Source organism: Micromonospora sp. 067-2, from assembly GCF_046549295.1.
Classification (GTDB): domain Bacteria; phylum Actinomycetota; class Actinomycetes; order Mycobacteriales; family Micromonosporaceae; genus Micromonospora.
The window spans coordinates 146042-163281 of record NZ_JAJPWB010000013.1; the positions used below are offsets into that span (position 1 = coordinate 146042).

The 17240-nt window shown below is 69.9% G+C and carries 10 protein-coding genes and 1 pseudogene; 2 read left to right on the top strand and 9 right to left on the bottom strand.

Annotated features, from left to right (window positions below):
• Positions 1–346: 346 nt before the first annotated feature.
• The 7 genes and pseudogenes from ACLJN9_RS28470 to ACLJN9_RS28500 form a co-directional block, all read right to left on the bottom strand.
• Positions 347–595, bottom strand: coding sequence for a hypothetical protein (locus tag ACLJN9_RS28470; RefSeq protein ID WP_410814710.1), 249 nt, complete (start codon positions 593–595; stop codon positions 347–349).
• The gene (locus tag ACLJN9_RS28475; protein WP_410814788.1) at positions 592–1140 is read right to left on the bottom strand and encodes a sigma-70 family RNA polymerase sigma factor; all 549 of its coding nucleotides are present in this window, start codon (positions 1138–1140) and stop codon (positions 592–594) included. Before ACLJN9_RS28475 ends, ACLJN9_RS28470 begins: the two co-directional genes overlap by 4 nt.
• Positions 1123–1398: pseudogene (locus ACLJN9_RS28480) on the bottom strand (WhiB family transcriptional regulator); the annotation flags it as partial. The gene ACLJN9_RS28475 and the pseudogene ACLJN9_RS28480, both read right to left, overlap by 18 nt.
• A 734-nt stretch (positions 1399–2132) precedes the next feature.
• Positions 2133–4796 (bottom strand): right-handed parallel beta-helix repeat-containing protein, encoded by a 2664-nt coding sequence (locus ACLJN9_RS28485; protein WP_410814711.1) that lies wholly within the window; start codon positions 4794–4796, stop codon positions 2133–2135.
• A 146-nt stretch (positions 4797–4942) separates the two neighbouring features.
• Positions 4943–7564 (bottom strand): NosD domain-containing protein, encoded by a 2622-nt coding sequence (locus ACLJN9_RS28490; RefSeq protein WP_410814713.1) that lies wholly within the window; start codon positions 7562–7564, stop codon positions 4943–4945.
• Positions 7565–7753: 189 nt separating this feature from the next.
• On the bottom strand, positions 7754–10360 hold the full coding sequence (locus ACLJN9_RS28495; protein ID WP_410814715.1) for a right-handed parallel beta-helix repeat-containing protein: 2607 nt from the start codon (positions 10358–10360) through the stop codon (positions 7754–7756).
• A 108-nt stretch (positions 10361–10468) separates the two neighbouring features.
• The gene (locus tag ACLJN9_RS28500) at positions 10469–10942 is read right to left on the bottom strand and encodes a hypothetical protein (protein ID WP_410814716.1); all 474 of its coding nucleotides are present in this window, start codon (positions 10940–10942) and stop codon (positions 10469–10471) included.
• Between the two features lie 86 nt (positions 10943–11028).
• On the opposite strand from ACLJN9_RS28500, the gene ACLJN9_RS28505 reads away from it, so the two are divergent.
• Positions 11029–12318 carry an MFS transporter gene (locus ACLJN9_RS28505; protein ID WP_410814717.1) on the top strand — a complete coding sequence of 430 codons (1290 nt, stop codon included), beginning with the start codon at positions 11029–11031 and terminating at the stop codon, positions 12316–12318.
• A 209-nt stretch (positions 12319–12527) separates the two neighbouring features.
• Here ACLJN9_RS28505 and ACLJN9_RS28510 read toward each other — a convergent pair whose 3' ends face one another.
• Positions 12528–14234 (bottom strand): bifunctional metallophosphatase/5'-nucleotidase, encoded by a 1707-nt coding sequence (locus ACLJN9_RS28510; protein WP_410814718.1) that lies wholly within the window; start codon positions 14232–14234, stop codon positions 12528–12530.
• A gap of 394 nt (positions 14235–14628) precedes the next feature.
• On the opposite strand from ACLJN9_RS28510, the gene ACLJN9_RS28515 reads away from it, so the two are divergent.
• Positions 14629–16050, top strand: a complete 1422-nt coding sequence (locus ACLJN9_RS28515) for a diguanylate cyclase (RefSeq protein WP_410814719.1) — start codon at positions 14629–14631, stop codon at positions 16048–16050.
• A 127-nt stretch (positions 16051–16177) separates the two neighbouring features.
• On the opposite strand, the gene ACLJN9_RS28520 is transcribed toward ACLJN9_RS28515, so the two are convergent.
• Entirely contained in the window at positions 16178–17236 is a 1059-nt protein-coding gene (locus tag ACLJN9_RS28520) for an aspartate-semialdehyde dehydrogenase (RefSeq protein WP_410814720.1), read from the bottom strand.
• Positions 17237–17240 lie beyond the last annotated feature (4 nt).

Genomic DNA, 17240 nt, shown 5'->3' on the forward strand with positions numbered 1-17240 from the left:
TGCGATCTCCCAAAGGGCGACGCTAGGCGGTTGATCCCCCCGGCTCACGAGCTGGGCCTGCACATCAGTAATCGGGAAGGGAGAGTCGTTCCGCACAGTGATCCGGGCCGCATACCCACTAGAGGGCCCGTAGTCCCACCGCGCCCGGGACGCGACAAGGCGTGCCTGAGATGCCTCTCGGTCGCGGGCCTCGTCCACCCTCCGCTGTTCCTCCGTGCGGTGGCGGCGCTTGTCATTGCGGAGTTGCATACCGAAGAAGGCGAGAGTGCCGACGGTGCCGATTCCAGCCAACCAGTCAGGCACTGAGCCCCAGTCAATGGAGTAGTTGCACAGCACTGAATCATACCTACAGGCTGGGTGTAACGCGGGCGGCGGCGACAGGGCCGACAACACTGGAATTATCGAGGCGGCGAAGAAGTTCGAGGATCTCCTCATTCGCGGCATGTAGCCGAGCATCTAGTCGAGCGTCCAGGTAATCCGCCTGCTCCGCAGATTGGGCGCTGATGGCGAGAAGCATTTCATCTTGAGCCGCCCCAATAAGGGCATCGAGGGCAGCGTCTGCCTTGTCCGGAACACCCGCGTCATGAGGCGTCATGACCTTCGCCCTTCCTTCGGGAAGAGTATGCTTTTCATGTTTTCCCGGGCGCGGTGCAAGCCCTGCCGGGCAGCCTCCGGACTAAGCCCAAGCTCTTTGGCGATCTCCGACGGTGCGAAGCCGTCGATTGTCCAAACCATAATTTCTCGCTGCGCGGGCGGCAATTGACGTAACGCCGCCACAAGGTCCATCGTCTCCTCCGACACCTGGCTACCTAGTGGCGCGGAGTCAGCGATATCATATTTCTCATCGAGAGGAACCGTCGGCTGATTGGCCTTCGCGACTGCTCGAATGGCCACCGTACGGAGCCACGTCCTCGGGTTATGGATTTGCTCCCAGCGCCGCCATGCCTCCACGAAAGCATGTTGAGCCGCATCGAATGCGTCTTGTGGTGCAGCTCCTCGATAAATTAGAAACCTTACTAGTGGTAGGCGCTCCTGCTCATAACAGACTGCATACTCATTAGCTGTCATCGACTCTTGCAGTGCGGCGAACTCGTCCCGGACGTCTCGGGTTGTCGTCGTGCTGCGAGTCTGCTTGCGCATCGCGGCCTCGAACATCTTCCGCCAACTCAAAACTTGCGGATGTTTGTTGAGGAGCGCTTGCCGCTCACGTTCAGTCATTCCGCCCCAAACGCCAACTTTAATGCGATTGTCTAGGGCGTCCGCTAGGCATTCATAGCGGACTGGGCAAGTGCGACACAACTTCTTCGCTACATTCTGCTGCCCGCCGAAGACAAGCATCGCGTTCGCCTCGGTACTTTGGCAGGCAGCCAGGCTTGGCCAATCCTTAATCATCGCCATCGCTACCCCTCTCGCCGGCCTCTTGTGGCTACCTCCACGGTGAGGCTGCCGCCGTGCGCGTCGATCATCCGGCTCCCTGGAATCAAGGAGCGAACGATCTCGCAGCGTGCTTGCGCCTGGATCCGGCGGCACCTCACCACTGCCCATGTTCGGATAAGCGCAACCAAGACGGTAGTTCCCGCGCCAATCAACACGGGCAGTGTCGTCCATGCGTCACTCGACAAGACTCAACCCTTCGCCACCCGGTCGCCTCGCGGTCCGGTCAGTCAGTAGTGGCTAGGCAAGACGTCCAGCGTGACGCTCTCGTTGCAAGATCTTTGAACTGCGGGGAGAGACTTGGGAGATGATCTAGTAATGCCTGGCATCAGCGTCGCGTCTAGACCAACGCATCCCAACGGCGCGACCTGCACGTATTGCGGGAATCCGAGGCCCGTCGAGTGACCGGACGTAATTCGGGACGAAGAGGTCGTCGGTTCGAATCCGGCCACCCCGACCAGGTAAGAGGGCACATCCGATCGATGGATGTGCCCTCTAGTGCTTCCTGGGTGATCAGCTGACTGAGCGACCGTGCTGGGTGACCAACTGGGTCGCGTCGGCAAGGAAGAAGCCCTCGCCCGGCAGGCGGCTCGACCGACCCGTCGTCGGGCCGGGTCGGATCGCGATCGGTTCACCGCCGGGACAACGGCCGGAGCCGGCACCGCGAACGGGGCCGGCTCCGGGTCGGAACGGGTCGGTCAGGAGGCGGCGGCGATGAAGTAGCCAGCCTGGTCGACGATCACGTGGCTACTGCCGGAGCTGTTGTTGTACAGGGAGATCCTGGCGCCGCCGGTCTTGATGACCGCGAGGTTCGCGGCTGTCTCATCGGCGAGGAAATTGACGTTCGACGCGGTGGGCGGGTTTTTCAGGTAGGGATAGCCGGTGAGCACCCCCGCGCTGGTCGGAGCGGTGACGGTCAGGTTGGCCACCACGGCCGTCGGCTCCGGGCAGTCCGACCCGCATCCGCCGCCATCAAACGCCTTGTAATACCACGCCTTGACGCTCGCCACCGCCTGCTTCTCCAGCGGGCCTGCGGCGCGGCCGATCAGGCCGTCGCCGGTGCGGCTGTCGGCGCTCCGCGCCGGCCCGAACGGCACGTAGGTCTGGGTGGCGCCGGAGGCCGCGGACCCGAAGTAGCCCGCCAGGTCGGCGACGACGTGGGTGGTGCCGGAGCTGGCGTTGCGGATCGCCACCCTGCCGTCGACGACCCGCACGGAGACCAGGTTGGGAATCGTCTGGCCCGCCACGAAGTTGAGGTTGGACGCCACCGGTGCGGGTGTTCCGTCCGGGTAGACGGCGAGCACACCGGCTCTGGTCGGCTGGGTGACGGTGACGTTGAGGATCGCGGCCGTCGCGTCGGCCGGCAGGACGCTGGAGAGATCCAGGCGCAGATCGGCGTTCGGGGCGATCGGCTTCGCCGCTCCCGACCGGGTGTCCAGCACCCGCTTCGGTGCGACCGGCGCGAAGCCCGAGCCACGGGCGCTGTAGTAGCCCTGGAGATCGGCGATCAGGTGGACGGTCCCGCCGCTCGCGTTCTCCAGGTAGATCCGTCCGTCCTTCAGCGGAACGGTGACCAGATTGGGCACCGTCTCGTTGGCCACGAAGTTGACGCTCGACGTGCTGGTGCCCATGGTGGCGTCGGGGTAGACCTTCACGAACCCGGCCCTCGCGGGACTGGTGACGGTGACGTTCACGACGATCGAGCTGATGTCGGCGGCCGGCACCCCTCCGAGTTGGGGCAGGTCGAGCATCACCCGGCCGCCGGCGGGAACCGGCACAGTGGTCGGGATGCCGAGGGCCGCACGGGTGTCCAGCAGCCGGGTCGGCGCGACCGCCGTGTAGTACGCGCCGGTCACCGTGCACGACCGGCTCGCGTACCCGCCGCTGGCGTGGCGGAAGCCGTTGGCGTTGGCGAAGTACTCGACGCAGGCGGATCCGGCGCGGCGGAAGGTGTGGCTGGCTCGCGGCACATCGGTGATGTGCGGGCTGGTCTCGTCGCCGAAGCGGAACGCGAACCTGCCCTGCTCACTCTCGACCGGCCAACTGTGGGTCGGGGTGCTGGTCGCCACCGTGTCGAAGGGGCCGCCGCCAACCGCCCGCCGAACATCGGTCGCACCGACGTCCATCGGACCCTGGCGTTCCCAGGCCCCCCGGTCTCGGTAACCGCTGCCGGTGCCGCCGTTGGCTACGGCCGGGTCGTCACTGTACGGATTGCCGAGGATGTCGCTCGGCAGGGCGCCGGGGGCGGATCCGTCCGCCGAGTCGATGGCCGGTGAACCCGGCCGGAGCGTGATCCAGCTCCGCATGTAGTTGATGTCGACGACATCGATCCCTGGATTCGTCGTCAGGTCGTGCGAGCCCTGTCCGGTGGCGGCGACGAAGCCGTCCCGGGTGGTGTGGGCGGCACCATTCCAGACGTAGAAGGGGCCGCCGCCAACTGGGTCGAGCACGTTGTGGTCGACGACGCTGCGAGCGGTGGATGCCGGTGCCACGGTGATCGCCGGTGCGGCCGCCGGGTCGTCGCAGACCCGCCGAGCGATGGTGCCCGTCGAGATGATGTTGTTCCGGATGCTCGTGCCCGGAGAGGCACCCAGCAGGTCGATGCCCGGCCGACAGAGGGTGATGATGGTGTTGCCCGTCACCACCGTGTCCGGGGCATCGGTTACGGCCACCCCTGCGCGGCCGTAGCCCTGGTTGCCGACGACCACCGCGTTGACCGTGTCGGCCTCGACGGCCACCATCGGCCCGCCGCCGATGAGGAACCACTGCCGGCTGACAGTCACGTCGTGGGATCCACCGGTGATCCGTACGCCTCCGGTGGCCTGGGCACCGCGCACACCGTTGCCGTCGATGGTGACCCGGGCCGAGCCGTCCACCGTCAACGCTGGCGCGCCGCTCACGCCTTCGACGACGAAGTCCCGCAGCGCCACGTCGTGCACCCCGGCGAAGATGACGACGCTGCCGGTGGTCGGCCCCGCCATGGTTCGCACACGGCCGACCCGCACATCCCCCCGGACGGCCGAGGCGCGGAAGGTGATCGGCGCGTCGGCCGTGCCGGACCGCGTGATCGTCAACACCTCCTCGTAGTGCCCCGGCTCGACCAGCACGGTCTGCCCCGCTTGAACGACTGCCGCAGCCGCCGAGATCGTGCAGAACGGGTCGTCACTGCCACCGGTGCCGCCGCCGACACGACAGCTCCTCTGGCTAACGTGCAGCTCGGTCGGCGGGATGGCCTGGGCGGCCGGTTGCACGGTGACCGGCGCGGGCGCCACGGCACGGGCGGCAACCGCCGGTCCGGCCAGGCCGGGAGATCCCAGAACAAGGGGTACGACTGCGAATACGGCGAACCGACGACTACTCATGGATCATCCTCGTCCACATATCGATCATGAAAGCCGGAGACTACCGGCACTGCCCTACCCGGGACGTCAGACGATCGGCCACCACCGGTGGAACGGCCGGAGCCGGCACCCACACGTGGTGCCGGCTCCGGAGCGGATCGGTTCGGTCAGGGGGTGGTGGCGATGAAGTGGCCAGCCTGATCGACCAGGACGTCCGTGCTGCCACCGCTGTTGTTGAACAACGTCACGTACCCGTTGGCGCCCACCCGGACCACTGCGGCGTTCGACGCGGTCTCCCCGGCCAGGAAGTTGACGTTCGAGGCGGCCGGTGGCACCTCGCCCCTGGGGTGGCCGGTGAGGACACCTCCGGCGGTGGGCGCGGTGACCGTCAGGTTGGCCACCAGGGCGGTCGGCTTCGGCGTGTCGTCGTTGCCGTTGGGATCGAGGTAGGGCACCAGCAGGTCGATCGACGAGAACGGAGCAAGTTTGCTGCCGCGGAACCCGCTCCGGGTGTCGAGCACCCGCTGGGGGCCGTACGGCACGAAACCGTCGGTGGCGCCGGTGCCGTACCAGCCGGCCAGGTCCGCGAGCACGTGGGTGGTGCCGGAGCTGAGGTTCTGAAGGACGAGGCGGCCGTTCACCACCGGCACCGTCACCAGGTTGGGGATGGTCTGGCCGGCGACGAAGTTCAGGTTGGACGCCGTCGGCACGGACGAACCCGCGGGGTACGCGGTCAGGACCCCGGTCGCCGTCGGCTGGGTGACCGTCACGTTCAGCACGACGGCCTTGGCACCCGACGGCACCCGCCCGGAAAGGTCCAGCACCCGATAGCTGTTCGCAGGGATTGGCGTGTCCCCGTTGGCCCGACTGTCCAGCACCCGGGTCGGCGGCAGCGGCTTGAAGCCGTCGCCAAACCCGGAGTAGAAGCCCTGCAGGTCGGCGACGACGTGCACCGTCCCGCCGGCGCTGTTGCGGATGCGCAGGTTGCCGTTGGACATCGGCACCGTGACCAGGTTCGGCACGGTCTCGCCGGCGACGAAGTTGACGCTCGACGACTGGGGTGCCGTCGTGCCGTCGGGGTAGACGGTGAGGAAACCGGGGGTCGTCGGCTGGGTGACCGTCACGTTGAGCACCACCGCCGTGATGTTCGAGGCCGCGACACCGTTGATCGACATGATCGGCAGGACGATCTCGGAGTTGGCGGCGACGGGAACCGTGGTGCCGATCCCGACGGCGGCCCGAGTGTCCAGCAGACGGGTCGGCGCCACCGGGGTGAACATCGCGCCCAGCACCGCGCAGTCTCCGCTCAGCTGGACAGGCACGCTCGGCGGGACCACGCGGAAGTTGTCGAATCGGACGTCGTTGTCCACGCAGGCCGCCCCGGCCCGGAGGAGCTGGCCAACGGCCGGCTCGATCGGACCCACCCGGTAGTAGCGATCGTTGCTGAACCTGCGGGCCACCTTGCCCACCGGGCCGTCGATGGGCCACGCGTGGGTGACCGTCAGCGGGTCGGTGTAGTCCAACGAGGATCCACCCGGCTTGCTCTGGACCCCGCTTCCGCTCACCGTCCGGCCGCCCTGGAGTTCAACCGCGCCCCGGTCGTGGTAACCGTTGCCGGTGCCGGTGTTGGGCACGTCGGGCGAATCGGCGTGGGCGTTGTCCAGCAGGTCGGTGCGGGTGGTGCCGGGTGCCGTCGCGTCGGCGGAGTCGACCGCCGGCGAGGCAGCGGTCAGGGGGAACCAACCCCGCTCGGTGCCCCGCTTCTCACCCAGCCTGGCCGGGGCCAGGATGTCGTGGCCACCCTGCCCGGTCGCGGCCCGGAACGACGCCAGGTCGGCGTGATCGGTGTCGCCCCACCGGTAGACGGCGCTGCCGCTCGCGGAGTCGACCAGGTTGTGGTCGGCCTCCGCATCGCCGGAGGCGGCGGCGGAGACCGAGATCGCGGGTGCGGTGGTCGGCTCGGCACAGGCCACCGGCTCCGGGACGGGCCCGGCACCGGTTCGCAGGATGTTGTTCCGGATGCTCGCGCCGGTCGAGGTGCCGGCCACCACGATCCCGGTCGCGCAGTCGGTGACCACGGTGTTGCCGGTGATCCGGGCTCCCGGCGCGTCGGTCACGGCGACCCGGCTCTTGGAGAAGGTGCTGGCGGTGACAGTCGCGCCTGAGACGCCCGCCTCGACCGCCACGCCGGTGGCCCCGGCGCCGGACCCGGTGAACCAGCCCCGGCTGACGACGACGTCGCTGGACGAGCCCGTCACCCGTACGGCGGGCAGACCGCCCACGCCGTTCGCGGCGATACCGTCCAGGGTGATCCGCTGCGCCCCGCTGACCAGAACCGGCACCGCGTCACCGCGGCCGGCGAGCGTGAAGCCCTCGACCACGACATCGTGCACGCCGGAGATCGTCAGCGGGGTGCCGCTGAGCGTGTAGTGGCCGATGCGGACGATGCCCCGTGACGTGTTGACCGCCCGCACTTTGATCGGCGCGGACTGCGTGCCGGACCGGGTGACCGTCACCTTCTCGGAGTAGTCCCCCGACTGCACGAGCACCGTCTGGCCCGGCTGGACCACAGCCAACGCGGCGCCGATCGTGCAGTAGGGCGCAGCCTCGCTGCCGTCGCCAGCCGGCTTGCAGTCACGCCGGCTGACGTACAGTTCGGTGCCAGCGGTCGCGGCCTTGACCGCTCCTGGCGCGGGTGCCGCCACCGCCGACGCGGCCGGCCCGACCAGGCCCACACCCGCCAGCAGCGGTACGACCGCGAGCTGCGCCGCCCTGTGTCTCTTCGTCACGCGTCCCCCCGTGGAAATCGAGCAAATCTCGGCGCAGCCTATCTCCGCGCTTGCCGTACCGGCTGTCCCATCACCGCCGGCATCGAGCGAGCCGACCCGCCCGCTGGTTGCGCGGGGCCGGCCCTGACGGTCTCGACGCAGCGGCAGCCACACCCCGATGAGGAGCGTGGCCGCCGCCGGCCGGACCGGTCAGTACTGCGGTGCGATGAAGACGCCTGCCTGGTCCACGATCACGTGCGTGGTTCCCGAACTGTTGTTGTAGAGAGTCATCCCGCGACCTCCGACGATCGCGAGGTTGGACGCGGTCTCCCCGGCGACGAAATTGACGTTCGACGCCGTCGGCCGTGCCTCGCCCGCGGGGTGGGCGATCAGCACGCCCGGGGTGGTCGGCGCGGTGACCGTCAGGTTCGCCACCACCGCCTCCACGAGCGGGCAGCCGCAGGCCGTGCCGGCCTCGTAGTCCGGATAGGCCGTCACCGACTCGCGTGGATTGAGCGCGCGATTGCCCCGGTTGGCGTCGGTCCGGGTGTCGGCGATCCGGGCCGGGGCATTCGGCACGTAGCTCAGTCGGCCGCTCGGCCCGAAGTAGCCGGACACGTCCGCGACGACGTGCGTACTGCCGGAACTCTGGTTGTGGATGCTCACCTTCCCGCCGACCACCGGGACCGTGACCAGGTTCGGAATGGTCTGGCCGGTGACGAAGTTCAGGTTCGAGGCCGCCGGCAACACCTCATCGGCGGGAAAGACCTTCAGGACTCCGCCCGCCGTCGGTCCGGTCACCGTGACGTTGAGGACGACGGCGGTCGCGTCCGCCGGGATCTTTCGGCCAAGATCGAGCTGCCGGGTGGTGTTCGGCGCGAACGCGCCACCGGCGGTACGGGTGTCGAGCACCCGCTGTGGACTGAGCGCGCTGAAACCCTCGCCCTCGGCGCTGTAGTGACCCTGGAGGTCGGCGATCACGTGAACGGTGCCGCCGCTGCGGTTCCGGAAACGGATCTTTCCGTTCTCCAGCGGTACGGTGACCAGGTTCGGCACCGTCTCCCTGGCCACGAAATTGACGTTCGACGCGTTCGGCGTGCCCGGTCCGTCCGGGTAGACGGTCAGGAAGCCCGCGGTCGTCGGCTCGGCCACCGTCACGTTCAGCACCACGGCACTGATCTGCGCCGCCGGCACGCCACCGATGCTACTGACCGGCAGCACCACGTCGGAGTTCGCTGGAATCGGAGTCGTCGTCCCTACTCCGACCGCGCTGCGGGTGTCGAGCAGCCGGGTCGGTGACACCGGGGTGTAGTGCGCCCCCAGAACGGTGCAGAGGGTGCCGTAGATACCGGGTTGATCTCGGTTGCCGGTGAGGTTGGCTCGGATGTAGGCGCAGGCCCGGCCCGCCTGGCGAAACCGGTGAGTCTCCTCGGGGGACCGGCTCACCCGGTAGAACCTCGCGTCACTGAATTTGTAGGTGAAGGTCCCCACCGGCCCGTCGGCTGCCCAATCCGACCGGGACGAGCTCCGAGCGGTGGCGTCCAGCGGCGAGCCGCCGACGGTACGGCGGAAGGGCTCGGTGCCCCAACTGAAGCCGCCGACCCGCTCGACCGCGCCCCGGTCGTGGTAGCCGTTGCCGGTGCCGGTGTTGGGCACCTCCGGGTCGTCGAGGTGTGAATTGCCCAGCATGTCGGTGGCGGGAACGCCCCGCGCCGTCGCGTTGGCCGAGTCGACCGCCGGTGAGCCCGGCTTCAGAGGCACGAAACTCCGCATTCCACCCCGTTGCAGGTCCAGCAACGGATCTGCGGCGATGTCGTGCGCACCTTGCCCGGTGGCGGCGCGGAAGGCGTCCAGGGTGGGGTGGGTCGTGCCGGCCCAGGCGTACGGATGGATGCCCGCCGTCGGATCGATCAGGTTGTAGTCAGCCAGGGCCGGCATCGACGTTGCCGAGACCGAAATGGCACTTTCCGCCACCGGCACCTTGCACGGAGCCTGCTGCTTGGTGAGGGGCTTGACGATGTTGTTCTCGATGGCGGCGTTGGGCGAGGCACCGGCGACGTCGATCCCCGGTCCGCAAGCTGCGGTCACCGTGTTGTTGGTGAGCGTGGTGCCGGGCGCGTCGGTGACGCCGATCCGCCCGGCCAGGATCTGGTTGGAGACGACAGTTGTGCCGGTCGCGGCCCCCTCGACAGCGAGGGCGACGTTACCTGTGCCATTGAGGTTAATCAGCATGTTTCGACGGATCGTCACGTCGCGGGAGGCACCAGTGACGCGTACCGCCGCCGGCACGTACGCCTGTTGGATCGCGACGCCATCCAGCGTGACCCGGGATGAGCCGTCAATCACCACCGCAGGCGACGTGCTGGAACTGTGCCCGTACACCACGAAGCCGTCCACGACCACGTCGTGGACCTGCTTGAGAGACAGGATCGTGCCGGTGATCGTCGCCCCGACGGTCCGGCCCACGTAGACCCACCCGTTGAAGGCGTTTACCGCGCGGAACGTGATAGGGGCGGTCTCCGTGCCGGACCGGGTGAAGGACACCGACTCTGGATAGTTGCCGGGCTGCACCAGCACGGTCTGGCCGGGCTGCACAACGGCCGCCGCGGCCGAGATCGTGCAGTAGGGCGCCTGTTCGCTGCCGTCGGCGTTCGGCGCGCAGTCCTGATTGCTCACGTACAACTCGGTGGCCGAAGCGGCCACCGCCTGGGCGGCCGGCGCGGGAGCCGCCGCCACCGCGGGCACCGCCGGCCCCACCAGACCCACACCACAAAGCAGTGGTACGACCGCGAGTCGCGCCAGCATCCGTCTGTCCATCAGGGCCCCCGTGCTAGTCGATCATGTGATCGTGCGTGAGCGTAGCGCGACGCCTGCCGATGCGATCAGCCCCGATCGGCCGACGTCCTCGGCCGATCGGCGGACCGGTCAGTCGTGGCGTTCGGTGCGCTCGATCTCGGTGAACGCCGTGCTCAGGTAGCCGTCGAGCGGCTGAGCCGTCACCGCCAGCAGGTCGGCCACGAGCAGCGGGGCGTGCCCGGCGGTCGCAACCGCGTCGGGCGGGGAGTCGTCGTCGCCCGGGTCGTACACACCGAGCGCCCCGGCCAGCAGGACGAGCACGACGTGCGGGTCGACGGCCGGCCGCCACGGGGCTGCCGAGCGGACGCACCGCTCCAACACGTGACGGACGTCGTCGCCGTCCAGCCCGTCCGGGTGGGTCTGCTCCAACAGCAACCGCACCACGGCACCGAGGACCAGACCGGAGCGCTCGGCTGCGGCGAGGCGCGCGGTCGCCACCTCGTACGCCTCGCTGTCCTGGACCTTCGCGGCCTCGACCGCGTCGGTGGCGGCGCTGGCGATCTCGCGGGCCGATGCGGGCAGGTGTCGCCAGGTCACGGTCACCCGGCCAGCATGGCAGAGCGCCCCGACAGCCCCCGTCGCGGTAAACGGTTCGCACATCGTCACACCCGCCGAAGAGAATGCCGGTCATGCTGCGTCGCGCCCTACCCCGCCGTCCGGAAGCTCGCCGACTCCTCATCGGCACCCTGCTGTCGGCGGTCGGGCGTGGTCTGACCCTGCCGTTCCTGTTCATCTACCTGACCGATGTGCGGGGGCTCACCGACACCCGCGCCGGGTTGGTGATCGGCTGGTACGGCGCGGTCACGCTGGCCCTGTCGCCGCTGGGCGGGACGCTGATCGACCGGTTCGGTGCCCGCCGGGTGGTGGTGCCGTGCCTGTTGATCGAGGCGGTCGGCACCGGCTCGCTGGCGCTGGTCCACTCGACCGGCTCGGCCCTGCTGGTGATGACGGTGGTCGCCGTCGGCAGCTCGGCGATCTGGTCCGGGCAGAACACCATCCTCGCCTCGCTCACCGACGACGACGAGCGGCAGCGCGTCTTCGGGTTGAACTTCGCCCTGCTCAACCTCGGCATCGGAATCGGCGGCATGACCTCCGGCGCGATCGTCGACACCGCTCGACCCGGTACCTTCCAGACGATCTACGTGCTGGACGCGGTGAGCTACCTGATCCCGGCGCTGATCCTGCTCACCCTGCCGGGGGTCGGCCACCGGCTCGGCCGCCTCCGCACCGGCGACGAGCCGTCGGCCGGCGGCTACCTGACCGTGCTCCGCGACCGCCCGTTCCGCCGACTGGTGATCTTCGGTCTGGTCCTCACGACCTGCGGGTACGCCCAGATCGAGGTGGGCTTCGCCGCGTACGCCGTGCGGGTCGTCGAGGTGACGCCCCAGGTGGTCGCCTGGGCGCTCGCGGCCAACACCGTGATGATCGTGCTCGCACAACTGCTGGTCATCCGCCGGATCGAGGGGCGCAGCCGCACGGGGGCGCTCGTCGTGGTCGGGGCCGTGTTCGCCGCCGCGTGGCTGGTCCTCGGCGCCGGCGGCGTGGTCAGCACCGGAAACGCCGTGGTGGCCGCCCTGTGCGTGGTGGCCTGCTCGGCGATCTTCGGTTTCGGCGAGACGATGTTGTCGCCGGTGATGCCGGCGCTGACGAATGCCCTGGCCACCGACGAGCTGCGCGGGCGATACAACGCGATGAGTTCGATGATCTTCGGGATCAGCGGGGTGATCGGCCCGGTGACCGCCGGCCCGCTTCTCGGCGCCGCCGACGGCAGGGTCTGGGTGGCGACGGTCGTCGGCGGCTGCCTGGTCGCCTCGCTGGTCGCGCTCTCCCTGCGCCGACTGCTCAGCCCGGAGCAGGACGGCCGCCCGACGACCGCACCGGCGTCCCCCGACCCCGCGCCCGCGCCCGCCCCCGCCTGACCCGAACAGCCTCCCGGCGGCCGACATAGGGCTGCAAGATCGTGCTGGATCCAGGAAGTAGTGGCCTCGCCGCGCCTCAACACCACTACATCCATGATCGAGCATGATCTTGCGGGCGGGCGGGCGGGGCGGACAGGCGCGCGCCAGGGATGGGACGGGTCGGGCCCCGGAGCGGGTGCTCCGGGGCCCGGTCAGTCCGGGATCGCCCGTCAGGCGGCGGGGACCTCGGCGGTGGTACGGATCCGGTTCAGCGTCGGTGGGGCCACCGGCGACTGCGCGGTCAGGTACGCCACGAACGCGTCCAGGTCGATCTGCCCGGTCACCGGGTTCGTGCCGCCGGTGAGGGCACTGAACCCGTCACCGCCGCCGGCCAGGAAGTTGTTCACCGTCACCCGGTAGGTGGCGGCGGTGTCGACGGCGGTGCCACCGATGGTGAGACTGCCCCGGACCACGCGGGTGCCAGCGCACGGGTCGGCCGCGGTGCCGGTGGTGCCGTTCGGGTCGACCACGTAACCCACGGTCGATGAGGGGTACAGCGTCCGGCCGGTGACGAACTGCTGCTCGAGGACGCAGTAGAGCTGCGCGCCGGTCAGGTCCAGTGTCACGAGGTTGTTGGCGAACGGCTGCACCGTGAACGCCTCCTCGTAGGTGACCGGGCCGGCGTTCAGGTCGGCCCGTACACCGCCCGGGTTCATGAACGCGGCCACCGCGTTCTGCTCGTTGTCGGTGGCGGCGAGCTGCGCATCGGCGACCAGGTTGCCCAGCGGGGACTCACCCAGCGTCGTACCGAAGAGGGTCTCCTGGCTCTTCGTGATCGCGGTGGTGGTCTCGCCGACCTGGCGCTCGGCCACCGGGCCGAGCACGGTCTTGTAGCGCTCGATCAACGCGGTCTGCTTCGGGTCCTTGGCGACGTCGCGGGTGACCACCACGTTCTCGGCGGCGGCGGAGATGACGTCACCGGTACGACGGTCGATCTTCAGGTCGATGTCGGTGACCAGGCGACCGAACGAGCTGGCGCTGGTGACCAGCTTGTCGTTGATCTCGCAGTTGTACGCCTGGTGGGTGTGCCCGCTGACGACCACGTCGATCGAGGGGTCCATCCGGTTGGTGATGTCCACGATCGGGCCGGTGAGACCGGTGCAGTCGTTGATCCCCGCGCCGGCGGCCTGGGTGCCGCCCTCGTGCAGCAGGACGACGATCGTCTGAACGCCGCGGCGGCGCAGCTCGCGGGCGTACCGGTTGGCGGTCTCCGCCTCGTCGGCGAAGGTCAGCCCGGCGACACCCTGCTGGCTGACGATCTCCGGGGTGCCCTCCAGGGTCATGCCGATGAAGCCGACCTTGACGCCCTGCACCTTGTGGATCGCGTACGGGGGCAGCAGCGGGCGACCGGTCGCGGTCGTGAACGCGTTGGCGGAGAGGTACTGGAAGCCGGCGCCCCGGTACGGGGTGCCGTCGGCGCAGCCGTCGACCGGGTGGCAGCCGCCGTTCTGGATCCGCAGCAGCTCGGCGGCGCCCTCGTCGAACTCGTGGTTGCCGACGCTGGCGTAGTCCAGACCGGCCATGCTCAGCGCCTCGATGGTCGGCTCGTCGTGGAACGCGGCGGAGAGCAGCGGCGACGCGCCGATGAGGTCACCCGCGGCGACCGTGATGGTGTTCTTCTTCTTGGCGGCGGCACGCAGCTCGGCCAGGTGGGTCGCCAGGTACTCGACACCGCCCGCGGCCTGCCCGGCGATGGTGCCGCTGGACCCGCTCGGGGGTTCGAGGTTGCCGTGGAAGTCGTTGAGGGCCAGCAGGGTGACATCGACCGGCTTCGGTCTGGCGTCGGCCTGCTCGGGGGTGGTGGCGACCGCGCCGAGCGCGGCCAGCGCGAGTGCGGTGAGGCCGATGCCGGCCCGACGCATCCCGGGGATGGACATGGAACTCCTCGTGAAAATCGGCGCTGCGGTGCCCGGACGGTGGGTCGACCGGTCGCCGACCGACGCCGTCGGAAGGATCGATCGTGGATGCCGGCGGTGGGGGAACGCCACCCGCCTGGACAGCTTCTCATCCGCACGCCGACCGGTCGAGCCGGACAGCAGTCGGAGCTGCGGGTACGCACGATCGACCATGGTCGAGGTGTGACCGGAGCACGCGGTGCGGCCGGCGGCCGGTTCGGCCGCGAGCCCGCCGGTGCCCGTCACCCACAGGCTGTGTCCACAGCCTGTGGATGGCACATGTGTACGAAGCCAGTCGACCCCGTGCCACCGTGAGTACGCTTGATCACGCGGTTCGGCGCCGGCCGACCCCTCCCCTACCTGGAACGACGTGCGAGTGGATCATCAGCGAGTCATCCGTGACGTCACCGTCCGCCTGCCGATGGCGTCGAGCGCGCCGGAGGCCTGTCGGTGGACGGTCACCGCGCTGTCCCGCCACACCTCGGCGACCATCTCCGTCCTGCTCGGGGTCCACGACCGGCTGCGCTGCGTCGCGGCGACCGGCGCCTGGCAGGTCTTCGCCACCGTGCCGGCCCGGACCGGGATCGTCGGCCGGGTGTACGCCGCCGGTACCGCCGCCGCCGTCCCGGACGTCAGCGCCGACCCGGACTACCTGCCGGTCCGCCCGGACGTGACCGCCGAGCTGTGCGTGCCGGTGCTCGACCCGGCGGGCCGGGCGATCGGTGTCCTCGACCTGCAGTGGAACGAGCCGGTCGACCTGGAGCCGTGGCGGGAGACCGCCGAGCGACTGGCCGCCCGACTCGGTGCGCGGATCGTCGCGCTCGGCGGCACGCCACCGGAGAGCCGCAGCGAGAAGCTGCTCCGGCACGCCGCCGCACTCTCCTCCGCGCCGACCGAGACAGACGTGCTGGGCGCGGCGGCCTGCGCGGCTCGGGAGGTCTCCGCTCTCTCCGCCGCGATACTGCTGATCGCCGGCCCGGAGGGTGCCGAGCTGGGGCCGTTCCCACCGGGCACGGCCGAGTTGGAGACCCGGATCCGGGCCGAGCTGACCGAGGCGGGTCCGGCCGCGCTCGGCCGGATGGCCGACCGGGCGCACCGGTACGGAGCCGGGTACACCCTGGGCGAGGCGGAACACCCGCCGACCGAGGACTACCGGCCGCTGACCCGTGCCGGGGTGCGCACACTGATCGCCGTTCCGGTCGGGCCCTCGGACGTCGGCGGAGTGCTGCTCGTCGCCGACGAACGGTTGCTGCGCCCGGACCCGACCACCGTCAGTCTGATGGAGCTGCTCGCCGGGCAGGCCTGGACCAGCCTGGACCGGCTGCGCACGCTGGCGCGGCTGCGGGAGCAGGCCAGCTCCGACCCGCTGACCGGCCTGCGGCACACCGGCTCGTTCGGGCGTCGGATCGCGGCGGCCACCCCGGGGCGTACGGCCCTGTTGGCGATCGACGTGGACGACTTCAAGGTCATCAACGACACGTACGGGCACCAGGCCGGCGACCAGGTTCTGGTCGGGTTGGCGCGGGCGCTGGAGGGGGCGCTGCGGCAGGGCGACGAGTTGTACCGGATCGGCGGCGACGAGTTCGTCGCGGTGATCGAGGTGAGCCGCCCGGAAGAGGCGGTCCGGATCGCCGAGAGGCTGACCGAGGCGGCCAGGAACACCGGTCGAACGATCAGCGTGGGCGTCGCCCTGCCCCGCCCCGGCGAGGCCCCCGACCGAACCCTCCGCCGCGCCGACCAAGCCCTCTACGCGGTAAAACGCCAAGGCCGAGACGGCGTCCACCTGGCCGCCGCCTAACCCCCCGCCCCCGCCCGCCCGTCGCGCATAGCCCCCCGCGTCGATCTAGGGCATATCGCTGCTGCGGGAGATCAACTCACCGTGATATGTCCTAGATCGGCGCGCGTTCAGGGGCATCGGCGCACGCTCAGGGGGTTAGGTCTTTGGCGAGGAGTTCGGCTATCTGGGCGGTGTTGAGGGCGGCGCCCTTGCGCAGGTTGTCGCCGGTGATGAAGAGGTCCAGGGCGCGCGGGTCGTCCAGGGAGCGGCGGATTCTGCCGACCCAGGACGGGTCGGTGCCGACGGCGTCGATCGGCATCGGGAACTCCCCGGCGGCGGGGTCGTCGACCAGGATCACCCCGGGAGCGTTGCGGAGTGCCTCGCGGGCGCCCTCGGCGGCGACCTCGGTGGCGAAGACCGCGTGCACAGCGACCGAGTGACCGGTCACCACCGGCACCCGTACGCAGGTGGCGGACACCTTGAGGTCGGGCAGGCCGAGGATCTTCCGCGACTCGTTGCGGACCTTCATCTCCTCCGACGACCAGCCGCCGTCGGCGGGTGAGCCGGCCCAGGGCACCACGTTGAGCGCCAGCGGCGCCGGGAACGGCCCCAGGTCGTCGCCGACCGCCTGCCGTACGTCGCCGGTCCGCGAGCCGAGCCCGCGGTCCCCGGCGACCTTGGTCAACTGCTCGTGCAGGATGTCGACGCCGGCCTTGCCGGCACCGGAAACGGCCTGGTAGGAGGCGAGTACCAACTCCCGCAGGCCGTACTCGCGGTGCAGCGGCGCGACCGCGACGATCATCGCGAGGGTGGTGCAGTTGGCGTTCGCGATGATGCCGCGGGGGCGGTTGCGGACCTGCTCCGGGTTGATCTCCGGGACCACCAGCGGGACGTCGCGGTCCATCCGGAAGGCGCCGGAGTTGTCCACGGCGATCGCGCCGCGGGTGACCGCGATCGGCGCCCACTCGGCGGAGACGTCGTCGGGCACGTCGAACATCGCCACGTCGACGCCGTCGAACGCCTCCGGGGTCAGCGCCTGGACGACGAGGTCCTCACCCCGACAGCGCACCCGCCGCCCGACGGACCTTTCGGAGGCGATCAGCCGGATCTCGCCCCAGACGTTGCGACGCCCGGTGAGCAGCTCACACATCACGGTGCCGACGGCACCTGTCGCTCCGACCACTGCGAGGGTGGGCAGCGCCGTCATCGGC